The sequence below is a fragment of the Priestia sp. 53B2 genome (assembly GCF_056099005.1).
On record NZ_JBLZXA010000027.1, the window covers coordinates 374977 to 390918 of the forward strand.

Below are 15942 nucleotides of genomic sequence, written 5' to 3' on the forward strand. Positions count from 1 at the left end.
GCTTAACATGGCTAAATATAGACAAGTTCATACAACTTTTTGGCAAGATCCCAAGGTCCTAGAAGAAATGACGCCAGAAGATAAGTATTTTTATTTATATCTTCTTACTAACCCAAACACTACCCAAATTGGTGTATATCAGATTACAAAAAAGCAGATGGCTTTTGATTTAGGGTATTCTACTGAATCAATTAACAGCCTTTTACATCGTTTTATTACACTGCCATGAACTTATTAAATATAACGAGCAGACAAGAGAATTAGCGATTCTTAATTGGGGGAAGTACAACTTACATAAAGCTGGAAAACCCGTAATTGATTGTGTAAATAAAGAATTAAAGGAAGTAAAAGACAAAACATTGTTACTAGATACCATGAAGCATATTCCTAATGATTCAGTACTTCAAGCATTTTCACGACACGTAGACGACACGTATAACGATACGTTAACGATAAGTGGACAAGAAAAAGAAAAAGAAGAACTACTACTACCTGAGAAAGATATGGGACCGGAAGTAGGTAATTCTTCAGAAAGTGAAGTAAGTAGTCGTAGTAGTTATCAATCTGTTTTTGATTTTTATCAACAAAATTTTGGCATGCTTAATCCGTTTATTAGTCAGCAAATTCAACATTGGATTAACGATATGGGAGAAGAACTAGTTCTAAAAGCAATGGAGTTAACACTTAAACAGCAAAAAGCATGGAAATATGCTGAAGGTATCCTAAAAGCATGGGCAAACCGCAATGTTCGTACAGTAGCGGATGTTCGAGTGTTGGAAGCAGAGTTTAAAAACAAACGTGGTTTTAAACAGAGCGGACGTGTTCGTAAAGAAATAGTTCCGGATTGGTTATCTCGAGATACAAGCAAAGTTGATAGTCAAACTAGCACTCTTGTTGCAGTTGCTAATGATGAATTTGAAGAGGAAAAACGTAAGCTAGAAGCTGAATTAAAAGCACTCCATGAAGAATTGAAAGCTAGAAAGGAGTGACTAAATAATAGCGTCTCTAAAAAAAGCGGTTGATCAGCGTCGTAGCTATTTAGTAATCGAGCTCACACGCTATGGATATTTCAAAAATCCTACTAATAGAAAGCGGCTATACGAATTAACGTTAAATGAACCTGAAGAAATTTATAAGGCTCAAAAACAAAAATAATATGAAACGAAGAAAGGAAGAGATAAATTTAATTATCTCTTCCCATCAATTTAATCTATATCTCTAGAAAAAATGATTTCAAAATATGCGGCAGTACCATACGAAGCAGTTCCAGGAGCAAATATCTGAACTAGTTCCCATCCATCTCTTGCCGCTTCATGAATAATCTCATGGTAATCTGCTTTAGGATCGCGCGTGAAGGACTTTAGTTCAACTTTTTCAAACCGGTATTCTTTCATACTCTAACCTCCCTTTCAAAATAATTACGCTTAAAATTGGAAAAGGTTTCAAAAAATGATGAGCTTTGGCTCCTTGTAAACAAATTGGAGGGGGAAACGTAAATCACAGGCTGAGTTGCAAAAAGTATTCGATCACCAACAAACAGTTAGCGTTCCAACGGTAAATCGATTGTTCCAGTCATTAAGTATGTAGGTAAAGAAGCCATTAAGAAATTCAAATAAAGAAATATCGTTCTTGAAAGGTGAAAAATCTAAGTTGAAGAAAGAAAATAAGTAATTAAGAAAGGGGGAGAAAACCTTTAGATAACCATTATAAGCCATCAACCTTTAGAATGTAAAAATAATGCATGTTAAAAAGTCTTTGATAAAAAATAAGATTAGCAAGCGGTGTGTTAGATCTAAGACAAAGATATAACTATGGATATTTTAGGATAATAAAAAAACCTCCAAAAATAGGGAGGTTTTTTACCAACTTGCTTTTTTAACTCCAGGAATTTGGCCTTTATAAGCAAGTTCACGGAAGCAAATTCGACAAAGCTTAAATTTACGTAAAACGGAATGAGGGCGTCCACAACGCTCACATCGTGTATATTCTCGTACTTTAAATTTTTGATCATTTGTATGTTTTTCAATTAAGGCTTTTTTAGCCATAGTATTGCCTCCCTTTTATTAATGTGTAATGTGGGATAGCGAAGTTATAATATTATATCTTAAATTTGGCTGAATTTCATTGGCAATATTTGAAAGGGTTGAAATACGACAAGTAGTGATTTCTATAAATTTTACTTTAAGTATTTAGAACATAAAAAAAGACGCTTGGTCGGAAGCGTCGAATGGATAAAAAGGTAAAATAATTTTATAAAAGGTAGTGATTCCATTATACAATACCTTTTACGAAATTTAACCAGGGATCTCTTACCAATAAATCCAGTGAAATTATAACAGGAAGTAAAGGAAGCTTATAGACAACTATAAATTAAGAGGAGGTTATGTTATGGCTAAACAAATATCATTTTTAAGAGACGTGGATGGAGTAGCAACTAAATGTAAGGTGGAACAGGTTTTTAGTGATTATCGTATGTATATGATGATTGTTCCAGAAGACATTTTACCAAAGATTACACCAAGTTATTCTCTGGTACCTCCTTCTAATACAAACGCCTTTCATTCTTCGACTGAAGATGCTGCTATTAAACGAGTGAATTATGAAATAGAACGACACAATTTCATGCGGAAAGTACAACAAGCAGTAAATCGACTTAGTAAAAGAGAACGTGAATTAATTATTAAGACATACATGACATATGAGGATGTGTATGTATTTGATGTGTATAGTGAAATGGGAATTAGTGAAACAACTTATTATAGAATACGTGAACGAGCCTTTTATAAGCTTGCATTTTCATTACATTTACAGGTATTTAAAGAAGCCGAGACACCCGCCTAAGGTGTCTTTTTTATTGATTTAATTAGGAATTTCAAAAGATAAATAAGGAGGAATAGAAAATTATTACATTTATTTTTTCCTATAGAGCATACTATCCCCGGGAAGGAGTGAATTTCAATGAAGAAGAAAAATTTTGATAGAAGCTTTTTACGTGTAATTTTAATTACAAACTTACTTGTCATTATCCCTCTTATCCTTAGGAAACCGCCAATAAAAGATTGGCTATTGGTATATATATATAATGCTGCTACGAATGGTATAGTCGATAAGGCTCTTACTACGTATAAAATAGTTCAATATCCATCCCGTTTTTTACCAAAATTATTTAGAACCCACATTTTATTTGATTATTTAATATACCCAACCTTTACGGTCCTGTATAACCAAATGACAATAAAAGATAAGCCTTTTGCTATTGTTTATAAACTGGTTCTAATTACGTTTCCTGCTTTTTTGGTTGAGTTATGGGCAGTTAAAAAAACGGATTTAATCAAATGGAATAAAGGCTGGAAATGGTACCATACATTTGGCAGCATTATTATTAAATCTTTAATTACAAGATCATTTATTGGAGCTGTAAGGCTAATTGATAGTAAGCAGCAAAAGGTTACACAAAAAAGTTAGAGTATGGTCGCTATATGTACGGGAGAAAAGTGAAAGAAATACGAAAGGTTATTGGGTATTAAGGATGCTATTATGGTATTAACGAAAAATATTTAGTATAAGAAATATCAAATAGGTAACTTTATAACTGTTGGTTAGTAGTTTAAGGTCCTACTAATTAACTTCCTTTTTTCTCTATTGTAGAAGCAGCACCTTTGCCGAGGGTGCTGCTTTCTATTTTACGTATAAACTTTAAAAAGAAACACATACTATATATAAATGATCCACCGTTCCCTTAGTTGGTGAATGGTTTCTCCTTTCAAAGAAGAAGTTTTCTAAGAGCACCCTCATCTAAGGGTGTTTTTATTTTAAAACATGTTAAGTAAATGTTCACAGTACAAATGAAAATTAGTAATGTAACCGCTTATGATCTTGTCTATTATAAGGGGTTATATCACGAAATTTTAAAGTGGATTTGGATTTCCACTGCCAAAACTAGGTGCCGCAGGGGATGTTGAACTAGGCATCGTAGTAGAAGAGTTTTGAGAGCTTGTTGTTGAATTTGAATTAGGACTGGCGTTTAATCCTGGGCTTGTTTGTGAATTGGAATTTGTAGTTGTCATGGGGCATACTTGGCCTACGTTGCCAAGAATAATAGTTCCACCCGATACATTCCCAATTGTAAGTGAATTGATATAAGCAGGCATATGTTTTCAACCTTTCATTAGTGATAAAGAAAATAGAATGTACCTTAATGTATGTTTAGGTTGTCAAATTTGTATAGACGGGCTAGAAAAACAGGCCAACTTATTATTACAATTTTAAAATTGTATAGTTTTTAAAAAGGAATCCATACTATACGTAAACAGCTGACTCCTTTGGCTGAAGAATCGTAACTCCTTAAATCAGTATCATTTTAAAAAACATCCTCCTTCGGGGGTGTTTTTTACTTTTATAAGGTATGGATTTAGGTGAATAATCCAATAATATAGATGGAGTTAGCAATCTCCTTTGACTAACATCTCATTACCTTTTTAAGTTAAGTATGTAGTTCGTAAAAAGCATCCTGTTCCTAATCAGGATGTTTTTTATTTTTATAGGGTATAACTTCAAAAAAAGAATTCATAATATGAATAGTCAGCAAGTCATTTTGTCGTCAAAATGTTTCTTCTTTAACTAGTGTATTTTTGTTTAAAAGCATCCTTCTCTAGGGGTGTTTTTTAATTTAAGGTATAATTCTTGTGAAGATAGTTAATCATAGGTTTGTTAGCTAACTCCTTTCAGCTGGCTAGAGTCTACATTATGCATTGCTATTGTCTAATAAAAAGCACCTCACTAAATGGGGTGTTTTTTATTTTGAAAAAATGTGTTAATTTTCCTCTTTTGTTCGATATAATTGGGACAGGGGGTGATTCTAGTGAAAATCTTGGTAAAGTTTAAAGACGGTATGGTAATAGAAGTACCGATTCAAGAGGGAGCAGGCTTTCTTGGACAAGGTAATCTACTTGAATTAATCCAAAAAGGTAAAGAACTAAATAGTACTATTCAATTCGGTGATTTAGAACGAAGATATAGCGATTTGTACTCTTACGAAATTATTTTGTGAGAAAAGAGCATCCTTTCGAGGGTGCTTTTTTATTTGTATGAAAGGCGGAATAAAAAGTTCTTTTCCTGTATTTGTTGTTATAGTAATTATATTACGTTCATCATCTATAGTATTTAAGTCACCAGTATCATATTCACCATTTATATAATTTACCCTAATATACGAATTAAGAAGAACTTCTATATTCATTTAGACACCTCCTTTTTTACAATATTCGTCAAAAAAAGGGTATTCCTCTTATTCGTCGAAAGAATTGGAGAAAGGAGAGGATAAAATGTCCTATAGATATGACATGGGTGGTAAAACTCCTCAACAGAAGGCTATTGTTAGAGCTTTTATTTATAGGCTAACTTTGAACTTCTGATTAATTCAGGAGTTTTTCTGTTTTAATAAGTTCAACCTAAGTTAACAATCAAAGGGTAATTTAGGTTGAACTTATTAATGCGGAGATAAAAGTATTATTATTTTTAAGTAATTAGCATATGATGCGCTAAAAAATATTTATTTGTTCAAGAAGGTAAATGTCGCTTTCTGTCGAAATTAAAGATAGAAAGTTGGTGTTTTTAGGGAATGAATATTAAATTTGATTTTAAAGTATTAAATATAATTGAGGAAAAAGACTATAAATGTTACGTCGTAAGATGCTCATTTCAAAAATTCAGGCGAGTTATTAAAGCTCACTATGACGGAAGTGTATATATTCCGGATTATCACCAACAGTTAGCAGCTATGGCTGATTTAGATAGAACAGTTCTTGATATTCAACTGGCAAGTTTTATATTAAAAAAGGAAAAGCCTAAAGTATAGTAAATTTAACATGGGAGTATGCTATAAATAGCCAGCTATTCTCTTGGTTGGCATGATGTTTCTCCTTCAACGAGTATAAGTTTTTTAAAAGCACTCTCCTCCAGGGATGGTTTTAATTTTAAAAAGCGTAAATTTAAAGGGAGATTTATCCTTTATTATTGTATTATTGAGTAAAAAGGAGAAAATAATTGTAACTATGCTAATGTTTATTTCGCTATGTGTAATCTTTGTAAGTGCTTTTAACTCCATATTTACTGAATGGGCAAATGATTACATAACAAAAGGGAATCTATTGTTAATAATCTTACTTAAAATTACTCTCTTGGTTCTTAGAAAGAGGTTGTATGATAGCTTAAATCAAAATCCTGTTGTGAGGTTTTTATTAAGCTTTATACCAGCTATTTTTATATCAGTAGCTGGCCTTATCTGTGTTAGGATTTATCTCATTACATTTGATCGGCTATTTATATACTTAGGAAGTCTCAAACGTTTAAATAAGATGCAAAAAAACGAAGGTTAGCTAATAAGTAATTATTTTGATGAATAATGCAGAAGAACAAGGAGTATTATCATATTTAAAATAAATTAGTTGACCACGTAAATAACCAGATACTATCTAAAAAAAAGCTAAAAGATGTGAATATGAAATAAGCCATATTCAGCGAAGATGAAGAATCTTCACTAGTTCATGAGCTACTTTGAAAACCTTTGGTACTATACCTAAGCTATTCTATATATTTCTTGAATTTCAGAAAGAAAAAGGAAATGGGGCAGAAGTTTTGCCCCATTTTTGCCCCACATAATTTAATTTATAATGATATGTTTTGAAAATCAGAACCTAATAAAAATCAATTAAACAGCTCTACAATAGCTTAACAACAAATTATGAAACCATCTTGTTTTTTAAGAAAAAGATGGGGTTTTTTTACGGAATTAAATGTTAGAATATTTAAAAAGGAGGAGTGACATGCACGTAAATCAGAAAAGTGTAAGCAGCCAAACTCATAGGATTACCTATACACATATTAAAACAGGAGGGTCTCGCATTTGCTTTATGTTTTCAGGCCTGGGCTATACATATGAAAAGCCGCTATTGTATTACACAACGATGCTGATGCTAAAATGCGAAATTGACGTTGTCCATATTCACTATACATATCCAAAAGAGTTGATGACAAAGTCTACAGATGAGATTGCAGATGTTATGATGCAAGACATTGATCTTGTGCTGCAAGACGTTTTATCTCACAATGACTATAAAAATATCATATTTGCAGGAAAATCAATTGGTACAATTCCACTGATTCAGCGAATTATGAAAGATGAAGCCTACAAAGACGCAGTGATGCTTTTACTGACGCCGCTTTTAACCAGATCGGAACTGTTTGAAAGTTTACTAGAAAGCACTCATAAAGGTCTTACTGTAATAGGAACTCGTGATCACTATTATAATGAATCAGTCTATGGGTTAAAAACAAAAAAGATGCATATTGAAGTCATCGAAAATGCCGATCATTCATTGGATGTTTTTTATTCTCCGTCCGATTCGTTAAAGGCGTTACAAACCGTTATGAGTCGTATAGAAATGCTTTTGTGAGGTAAGAACAAAGAGAAAGGAGAGCATAATGGATACGCTACGTGAAATTATTTGCGAAAAAAGAGCCTACAGCTATTCACCTCATACTCATGATCATAACTACAGTCAGCTTCTGTTTCCGCTAGCAGGTGCTCTTGATATTCAAGCAAGCGAGCAGCGCTTAACGCTGCAAGAAGGCTGCTTTTACATTCCGCCACGTCAGCTACATACGTATCAAGCTAGAGATACAAATGAATGTTTGGTTGTTGATATTCCTTTGAAATTTACAGAAAGTGCGCATCTTTCTCAAGAAGCAGCTTTTATTCAATGGGATTCAAGGTGGAAAGCACTTCGCTACTTGTTACTTGATCAGCTTCAAAAAAGCGCTGACAGGGGGGCGCTTGAAGATTTAGTCCGTTACGTTCAGCATTATTTGCCAAAGAAACAAACGTTTAAATCCATTGATTACCTTCATGCTAACTTTAATCAAGAGCTAAACATAGAAAGTCTTGCTAAGCTGGAAAATTATCATCCTGCCTATTTTTCTGCTTGGTTTAAACAAAAAACGGGTTATTCACCTCAAAGTTATGTAGCGCATATACGTTTAAATAAAGCAAAAGAACTGTTAAAAGAGAGCAGCTACTCGGTAACGTATATTGCGTATGAAGTCGGCTATCATAGCTTGTCTTCATTCACTAAATGGTTTGCAAAACAAGAAGGAATCTCACCCACGCAATATCGCAGTATCTTAAAAACAGACAAGTAACATCATAAAAGCGGAAAAACTTTTTTCTTTCTTTTAGCTATGATAAAAGAAAGGAGATGGAATGATGAATACTTCATTATCAAAAATACTTATTTTATGTGCAGCTGTCCTATGGGGAACAACAGGGACTGCCCAAGCTTTAGCATCTGCTGAAGCGCATTCTGTGGTGATAGGAGCGGTGCGTTTAGCGGTAGGGGGACTGTCGCTTCTTGCAGCTTGTCTTATACAAAAAAAGAAAGTGAACGTAAGACGCCTTCCTATTCTGCCTCTTGCGGTTGCTGCAGCAAGTATGGCCGCTTATCAGCCTTTATTTTTTTCAGCTGTTATTAAAACGGGTGTTGCAGTAGGAACAATGGTGGCAATTGGCAGTGCGCCGCTTTTGTCAGGAGTGTTAGATTACATAGTGTATCATAAGAAACCTACGAAAAAATGGCTGCTTGCCACGTTTACTGGTATTATAGGGTGCTGCTGCTTATTGTTAAAAAAAGATAGTCAAATCGATGTGATAGGTTTGGGTATGGCGATAGGAGCAGGGGCATCTTTTGCTTGCTATACCACGGTTAATAAAAGCATTGTTCAGCATGTTGATCCGCAAGTAGGCGCTTCTCTTGTGTTCACAGCAGCTGCTGTTCTACTAATCCCATGCTGGTTTATGTATGATATGAGCTGGCTAGTTTCTTTAAATGGAATAGGCATTGCTCTTCACTTAGGAATACTTACGACGGCTCTTGCTTATGTATTATTTTCTACAGCGCTCAAGTCGGTGCATGCGTCTACCGCCGTGACGCTATCGTTAGCAGAGCCCGTTACCGCTTTTTTACTTGGCGTCTTTTTCTTAGGAGAATCTCTAACTTTGGTGAACATATGCGGAGCAGCACTAGTATTTGCTAGCTTAGCGTTTTTAACGTATTCTCCGAAGTCATCGCTAAATCAAGAGGTGCATATATAAAAAAACCCCCCTTTCTTTAAAGAAAGGGGGGTTTTTTATTAAGCGTACATGCCTGCTACTTGTTTTTGTAGGTTGCTGTCTTCTAAATACTCATCGTACGTCATTTGCTTGTCAACTACTCCGTTTGGCGTAATTTCAATTACACGATTCGCAATCGTTTCAACGAACTGATGGTCATGAGATGTGAAAATCATTGAACCTTTGTAGCTGATAAGTCCATTATTTAGTGCTGTGATTGATTCTAAGTCAAGGTGATTCGTAGGATCGTCTAGTAAAAGAACGTTTGAACCGCTTAGCATCATTTTAGAAAGCATACAGCGAACTTTTTCTCCTCCTGAAAGAACGTTGGCTTTTTTCAACACTTCTTCACCAGAGAATAGCATTCTGCCTAAGAAACCGCGTAAGAAGCTTTCGCTTTGGTCATTAGGTGAATACTGACGCAGCCAGTCTACTAAGTTTAAATCTCCGTTTTCAAAGTACTCGGAGTTGTCTTTTGGGAAAAAGGCTTGAGACGTTGTCACACCCCATTTGTACGTACCGCTGTCTGCTTCCATTTCACCCATTAAAATCTTCATTAATGTTGAATTTGCAAGTTCGTTGCGGCCTACAAGAGCAATTTTATCATCTTTATTCATAATAAAGTTTACGTTATCAAGAACTTTTACGCCGTCAATTGTTTTTGTTAGACCTTCCACGCGAAGTACGTCATTTCCAATCTCACGTTCCGGCGTGAAGTTCACGTATGGATAGCGACGAGAAGAAGGACGGATGTCATCTAATGAAATTTTATCAAGCAATTTTTTACGAGACGTTGCTTGTTTTGATTTCGATGCATTTGCGCTAAAGCGAGCGATAAAGGCTTGAAGCTCTTTAATTTTTTCTTCTTTTTTCTTGTTTGCATCTGACGCCATTTTTTGTGCTAATTGACTTGATTCATACCAGAAATCATAGTTACCAACGTAGATTTGGATTTTACTGAAGTCAAGGTCAGCAATGTGCGTACATACTTTGTTTAAGAAGTGACGGTCATGAGATACAACAATGACTGTGTTTTCAAAGTTAATTAAGAACTCTTCTAACCATTGAATTGCTTGGATATCCAAGTTATTCGTAGGCTCATCTAAAAGTAATACATCAGGTTTTCCGAATAAAGCTTGTGCAAGAAGCACTTTTACTTTTTCACTACCCGTTAGTTCAGCCATTTTTTTTGCGTGAAGATCTTCAGAAATACCTAATCCTTTTAAAAGAATAGCTGCTTCTGATTCTGCTTCCCAACCGTTTAATTCAGCAAATTCACCTTCAAGCTCAGCTGCTTTCATTCCGTCTTCATCTGTGAAGTCTGCTTTCATATAAATAGCGTCTTTTTCTTGCATTACTTCATAAAGGCGAGCGTGCCCCATAATAACGGTTTTCATAACTTCTTGATCTTCATATTCGAAGTGGTTCTGTTTTAAGACAGCAAGGCGTTCGCCAGGGCCCATATGTACATCACCAGTTTGAGATTCAATTTCACCAGATAAAATTTTTAAAAACGTTGATTTTCCAGCACCGTTTGCGCCGATTAATCCATAACAGTTACCAGGCGTGAATTTAATATTCACATCTTCAAATAACTTTCGGTCGCCAAATCGTAAACTTACATTACTAACTGTAATCATGTATGAGCAGTCCTCCAAATTCAATATCTATAAAATTATACCATTCTTTCGAGATAAGAGCGATATGAATACAATATTTCAAACATAAAGTGTAACCGACACTTTAAGCACTCGTCAACCATTTAAGGGATTTTTTGAGCGGTAAAACTTAATTATTCTAGCATTCACCAAAACATTGAGCAGCAAACCAGCATGTCTAAGCATTCAGTAATCAGCTCTTTTTCATTTTTAAGATGGATGTTGTATTCCTTTGTATAAGAAACAAAAAGAAGAATAATACTACCTGGTAAATAAAAGAATTTCTATGAAGTAAACAATAATATTTTACGGATGCTTATTTCTAAAATTGCTTTGTTATAGACATAAATAGGGTGATTATCATGTGGGAATTAGTTGTTTCCTATCTTCCAGAAGGGCCAGTTTTTATACAAGCAGTTATGGTTTTTTTAATCCCGTATATAATCTACAAATTATTAAGCGGGATTCGTAATTCAGAGGAAGAGTGATGAAAGTGAAAAAATGGAGATCAACAGTAAAAAAAATAGGAAAACATGCGAATGAGAAGGAAAACAAACAGGAATTTACACCTCAAGATTCATCTAATCATGTTACGGATCATTTAGCTTTAACTCTAAAAGTAGTTAAAAATGAAATTGGTCATAACTCCGACGTTCATTTTCGGGAGTTTATTATAGGACGCACTGGCATTCAGGCAGCTATTATTTTTGTAGAGGGGCTCTCAGATAAAGATCTTATTGAAAAGCATATTTTGTCATCATTGATGGCTGATTTTTCAAAAGAATACCAACAGGATCAGCTTTACGTAAAGGGAAGCCTTTCAAAACAGTGTATTAAAAGCCAAGTATTATCAATTAGTGATGTAGAAGAGGTCTATTCCATTAAAGAAGTAACATCAAAAGTCTTAACAGGATCTACGGCTCTTTTAATTGACGGGTTATCACTTGCCTTAATTCTTGGTACAAGCAAAGTAAAAACAAGAACGATTGAAGAGCCCGTATCAGAAGCATTGGTGAGAGGGCCAAGAGTAGGCTTCACTGAATCTTTAAGTGATAATACTTCTTTATTAAGAGGAAGCGGAGATATTGAAAATTTGTCGCTGGTGAAATTTCAAGTAGGAAAGCGTTCCAAAAAAGACTTAGTTGTTGCTTACATAAAGGAGATTGTTGATCCAGAGCTAGTTCAAGAAGTAGAAAAACGAATTAAAAAAATTAATCTTGATAATGTACCGGAGTCAGGATATGTTGAACAACTCATTGAAGATAATTACCTTAGTCCCTTTCCTCAGGTGCAGAATACGGAGCGTCCGGATCGTGTAATTGCTGCTTTGATGGAAGGGAGAGTAGCCATTTTATTAGACGGGACGCCTTTTGCTTTGATTGCCCCTGTTACGTTTAGCATGATGCTACAGTCGCCGGAAGATTATTATGAAAGGTGGATTCCCGGTACATTTATTCGTTTTCTTCGTTATATCGCAGTAGTTCTTTCGCTTTTTACACCGGCTTTGTATATTGCTTTTATTTCGTTTCATCCAGGGATGATTCCGACTAAGCTCGCTATTTCCATTATAGGAACAAAGTCCGGAGTGCCATTTCCAGCCCTTATAGAAGCCTTATTCATGGAAATAGCTATCGAAATCTTGAGAGAAGCTGGACTCAGGTTACCAAAACCAATTGGTCCAGCAATGGGAATTGTCGGTGGATTAATTATTGGAGAAGCTGCTGTGCAGGCAGGGATTGTTAGCCCTATTTTAGTGATTATTGTGGCGTTAACTGCAATTTCATCATTTGCTATTCCGCAATATAGCGTCGGGATCTCACTGCGTATTCTTCGCTTCATAGCTATGCTATGTGCTGCCATACTCGGGTTATATGGAGTCGTTTTATTTTTCCTTTTTATGACCAGTCATTTAGTGAAACTAAAAAGCTTTGGCGTATCTTATATGAGTCCAGCGGTACCCTATCGGTTAAGCGAATGGAAGGATTTGATGGTCCGTATGCCTCTTATGATGATGAAAAGACGTCCAAAGATGATGCATACCAAAGATTCTCTACGAAAAGGATAGCAGCTTATGATAAAAGGAAGTGAATCAGTGGTAATGATAAATTCAAACGATCGTATTACGACGCCCCAAACAGCTATTATTGTCATCAATTTTATACTTGGAACCGGTATTCTGACGTTGCCTCGAACAGCTGCGGAACAAGTGAAAACACCAGATGTATGGCTAACTGTTATTCTAGGAGGAATAGTCACCATGATAGCAGCAATAATCATGGTGAAATTAAGCCGGAAATTCCCTGGAAAGACGTTTTATCAATACAGTAAAGAAATTACAGGGAAATGGTTGAGTAAGTTAATTAGCTTACTTATGATAGGTTATTTTTTACTGCTTGGTGGTTTTCACGCCCGTTCATTGGCAGAAGTAACCGGATATCTCTTACTGGAAGGAACGCCGACGTGGGCTATTATTATGCCATTTATGTGGATAAGCCTCTATTTAATTAGAGGAGGCATTAATCCGATCGCTCGACTGTTTGAAATTATATTCCCTATTACCGTTATTCTTTTTTTACTGGTAGCTTTTATGAGTATGAAAATATTTGAAATAGATAATCTGCGCCCCGTACTTGGATCAGGAGTCCTTCCTGTACTAAAAGGGGTAAAAACAACTGCTCTTGCATTCACGGGCCCTGAAATCATGTTAATCATTTTAGCTTTTATGAAAGAACCACACAAAGCAGGAAAAGCTGTGCTAGTTGGAATTACTATTCCTATATTTATTTATGTGATTACTGTTGTAATGGTTATCGGAGCGTTATCGATTGATGGAGTAGTAATAAGAACATGGCCAACGCTTGATTTAATAAGGAGTTTTGAGCTGACAGGCTTGATTTTTGAACGATTTGATTCCTTGCTGTTAGTTGTATGGATCATGCAGATGTTTGCTTCTTTTACTATTAATCATTACGCCGCTTCATTAGGACTGTCTCAGCTTTTCCAAAAAAACATTCATCCATTTATGTATGGTTTGCTTCCGGTTATATATTTTATTTCCATGATTCCTAAAAATATTAATGATGTATTTAAACTGGGAGATGTGATTGGCAATATTGCCTTAGTTTTATTTGGGTTTTTGCCGCTGCTTCTTCTCATTATTTCAAAAGTAAAGGGAGTAAAGTATGAAACAAACCTTTAACCATTTCCAGTTCCTATTGGTTTTGTTTTCTGTTTTTTTGCTCTTTCCTCTGGCAGGCTGCTGGAGCAGTCATGAAATTGAAGAGCAAAGTTTTGGAGTGGGTGTGGCCTACGATAAAGGTAAGGAGTCCATAGCTGAAAAAGAATTTGATGAACAAGGAGAAGGGTATACTAAAAAAAACCTGATTACGTCAACTTATCAACTTATCACTCCTCAAGTTGCAAGTTCAACCACTAAACAAGGAGGACCGCAGCAGAAATCTTACGTAAATATCTCGGAAACAGGAGATTCTCCTTTTCAAATGCTTCGTGAATTATCTTTAAGAAGTGACACTCCTTTAACTAGTCCCCATATGAAAGTAATGGTTATCAGTGAGGCTCTTGCACGAGCGTATAGTTTAGAGCAATTAGTGGACCAAACTCTTCGGGACAATGATTTTAGACCTAGTTGCCTTGTGTTTATTAGCAAAGGAAGAGCTAGGGACACGTTAGAATCAAAAACAGCAGGAGAGATCCCGGCTTTTCACCTGTATGGAATGATAGACAATACTTATCGAACAACGCGAATTTTACCGCCCATGCCGCTTATTAAATTAGCAAGCAAGATTCAAACTGGGTCTAGTTTTCTGCTGCAAAATGTATTATCAGCAAATGGAGAAATCAAATTTGCGGGTGCTGGTATAATTAAAGGGAAAACAAGCAAAATGATTGGTTTTTTAAATGAAGAAGAACTAGATGGGTTGGCTTGGATTACAGGCAAAGGAAAAGGCGGCCTAGTAAAAAGCTTTGATAAAAAGACCGGTCAGCTGATTGTATATGAAATAGAGTCTATGAAAAGTCACATTCAACCTCATGTTAAAGGAAATAATATCTCTTTTGATGTACACATTGAATCAGTGGGAAGGCTATCTGAAAGCTGGATGACCTCAGGGAGCTCTTTTAACAATCAATTTTTACAGAACGCGCAAAAAACTTCAGAAAAAAAAGTAAAGCATCTGGTAAGAAACGTACTAGAAAAAATGCAAACAAAATATAAAGTTGATGTTGCAGGTTTCGGAAATCAATTGAGAATTGAGAGGCCCGGAGTATGGATGAGGGTTAAAGACAATTGGGATCAAACATTTAGTGAAGTGCCAATTAACTATGATGTGAAGTTAACGATTAAAGATTATGGAGCATCCGGGTCAAAAAAGTAAGCACCCGACTATAACTTTGTTTATCTGTATGTCAAAAGTGAAAAAATCTCCCAAAAGAAATACTCATCACATGCTTCGTACGGAGCCCTCAATAAACAATAAATAAGAGCTGTCCAAAAGTGGCAGCTCTTATTTATTATTCAAAAATATAAGCTAATGCTTGAAGAGCCTGTTCTGGCGTTTCGACTACAACTTGGGCTTTGTTTGACAGTTCTTTAAGCGGATGGTGCAGTTTTTCAGGGCGAACCAAAATTAACGGTTTATCTAATGCAATGGCTGTTGCCGCATCCATTGCGCTGTTCCACTGCTTGTATTTTTCGCCAAATAAAGCAATAACCACATCAGATTTTTTAAGGAGCACCTGCGTGCGTAAATTATTAATTTGAGAAGCAGCTTCATCTTTTAAGACAGCGTTAGGCTGTTTTCCTAAAATTTCTTCTCCAATGTTGTCGGAGCGGTCATGGTCTGTCATGGGACCGACAAAGGTAAGGGGAAGGTTTAATTGTTCTGCTTGGTTTTTAATTTCGTCTCGCCAGTTATCGTGAATCTGCCCGGCAAGGTATACGGTTAAGTTCATTATGTAGAAGTCCTCCTCTAACTAAAGTTTGTTTTATTTTATCAAATGTAAGCGGATAATACGAATGATTTGAATGGGCTACTTTTCCAAAAATAAGGTTATAGTAGACAAATAGTTAAAAAAGAGAAACAATAGAAGGCGTATTGC

Annotated in this window: 15 protein-coding genes and 1 pseudogene; 11 read left to right on the plus strand and 5 right to left on the minus strand. The window is 35.4% G+C overall.

Translation table 11 applies throughout. The annotated features are described in order from the left end of the window. Nucleotides 1–7 precede the first annotated feature (7 nt). Nucleotides 8–989 (plus strand): annotated as a pseudogene (locus ACN6NE_RS22425) (DnaD domain-containing protein). 216 nt (nucleotides 990–1205) lie between these two features. Here the strand turns inward: ACN6NE_RS22425 and ACN6NE_RS22430 are convergent. After that, nucleotides 1206–1394 (minus strand): DUF4177 domain-containing protein, encoded by a 189-nt coding sequence (locus ACN6NE_RS22430; protein WP_129708918.1) that lies wholly within the window; start codon nucleotides 1392–1394, stop codon nucleotides 1206–1208. A gap of 465 nt (nucleotides 1395–1859) precedes the next feature. Beyond that, a complete protein-coding gene (locus ACN6NE_RS22435; RefSeq protein ID WP_129708921.1) occupies nucleotides 1860–2045 on the minus strand; it encodes a type Z 30S ribosomal protein S14 in 186 nt (61 codons plus the stop codon). 343 nt (nucleotides 2046–2388) lie between these two features. Here ACN6NE_RS22435 and ACN6NE_RS22440 point away from each other — a divergent pair, with 343 nt between their 5' ends. Together ACN6NE_RS22440 and ACN6NE_RS22445 are read left to right on the plus strand one after the other, a co-directional pair. Continuing rightward, nucleotides 2389–2841, plus strand: coding sequence for an ArpU family phage packaging/lysis transcriptional regulator (locus ACN6NE_RS22440; protein WP_129708924.1), 453 nt, complete (start codon nucleotides 2389–2391; stop codon nucleotides 2839–2841). 117 nt (nucleotides 2842–2958) lie between these two features. Continuing rightward, nucleotides 2959–3465, plus strand: coding sequence for a CBO0543 family protein (locus ACN6NE_RS22445; protein ID WP_129708927.1), 507 nt, complete (start codon nucleotides 2959–2961; stop codon nucleotides 3463–3465). Nucleotides 3466–3908: 443 nt separating this feature from the next. Here the strand turns inward: ACN6NE_RS22445 and ACN6NE_RS22450 are convergent, their stop codons facing one another. Then, on the minus strand, nucleotides 3909–4151 hold the full coding sequence (locus tag ACN6NE_RS22450) for a hypothetical protein (RefSeq protein WP_129708930.1): 243 nt from the start codon (nucleotides 4149–4151) through the stop codon (nucleotides 3909–3911). 710 nt (nucleotides 4152–4861) lie between these two features. Between ACN6NE_RS22450 and ACN6NE_RS22455 the strand changes: the two genes are divergently transcribed. From ACN6NE_RS22455 to ACN6NE_RS22475, 5 genes are all read left to right on the plus strand, one after another. Continuing rightward, a complete protein-coding gene (locus ACN6NE_RS22455; RefSeq protein ID WP_474327343.1) occupies nucleotides 4862–5050 on the plus strand; it encodes a hypothetical protein in 189 nt (62 codons plus the stop codon). 570 nt (nucleotides 5051–5620) lie between these two features. Continuing rightward, entirely contained in the window at nucleotides 5621–5857 is a 237-nt protein-coding gene (locus ACN6NE_RS22460) for a hypothetical protein (protein ID WP_474327345.1), read from the plus strand. 967 nt (nucleotides 5858–6824) lie between these two features. Then, nucleotides 6825–7454, plus strand: a complete 630-nt coding sequence (locus ACN6NE_RS22465; RefSeq protein ID WP_474327347.1) for an alpha/beta hydrolase — start codon at nucleotides 6825–6827, stop codon at nucleotides 7452–7454. Nucleotides 7455–7482: 28 nt separating this feature from the next. Continuing rightward, nucleotides 7483–8199: a helix-turn-helix transcriptional regulator gene (locus ACN6NE_RS22470; protein ID WP_129708939.1), complete on the plus strand. Its 717-nt coding sequence runs from the start codon at nucleotides 7483–7485 to the stop codon at nucleotides 8197–8199. 64 nt (nucleotides 8200–8263) lie between these two features. Then, on the plus strand, nucleotides 8264–9148 hold the full coding sequence (locus ACN6NE_RS22475; RefSeq protein WP_129709693.1) for a DMT family transporter: 885 nt from the start codon (nucleotides 8264–8266) through the stop codon (nucleotides 9146–9148). 38 nt (nucleotides 9149–9186) lie between these two features. On the opposite strand, the gene ACN6NE_RS22480 is transcribed toward ACN6NE_RS22475, so the two are convergent. Further along, the gene (locus ACN6NE_RS22480) at nucleotides 9187–10806 is read right to left on the minus strand and encodes an ABC-F family ATP-binding cassette domain-containing protein (protein WP_129708942.1); all 1620 of its coding nucleotides are present in this window, start codon (nucleotides 10804–10806) and stop codon (nucleotides 9187–9189) included. 505 nt (nucleotides 10807–11311) lie between these two features. Between ACN6NE_RS22480 and ACN6NE_RS22485 the strand changes: the two genes are divergently transcribed. The 3 genes from ACN6NE_RS22485 to ACN6NE_RS22495 are packed head-to-tail and all read left to right on the plus strand — an operon-like array spanning nucleotide 11312 to nucleotide 15218. Next, on the plus strand, nucleotides 11312–12889 hold the full coding sequence (locus tag ACN6NE_RS22485) for a spore germination protein (RefSeq protein WP_129708945.1): 1578 nt from the start codon (nucleotides 11312–11314) through the stop codon (nucleotides 12887–12889). 6 nt (nucleotides 12890–12895) lie between these two features. Continuing rightward, entirely contained in the window at nucleotides 12896–14023 is a 1128-nt protein-coding gene (locus ACN6NE_RS22490) for a spore germination protein (RefSeq protein ID WP_129708948.1), read from the plus strand. Further along, a complete protein-coding gene (locus tag ACN6NE_RS22495) occupies nucleotides 14007–15218 on the plus strand; it encodes a Ger(x)C family spore germination protein (protein ID WP_129708951.1) in 1212 nt (403 codons plus the stop codon). The genes ACN6NE_RS22490 and ACN6NE_RS22495 overlap by 17 nt, the downstream gene beginning before the upstream one ends. A 136-nt stretch (nucleotides 15219–15354) precedes the next feature. Here ACN6NE_RS22495 and ACN6NE_RS22500 read toward each other — a convergent pair whose 3' ends face one another. Beyond that, nucleotides 15355–15795: a YtoQ family protein gene (locus tag ACN6NE_RS22500; RefSeq protein ID WP_025752263.1), complete on the minus strand. Its 441-nt coding sequence runs from the start codon at nucleotides 15793–15795 to the stop codon at nucleotides 15355–15357. Nucleotides 15796–15942 lie beyond the last annotated feature (147 nt).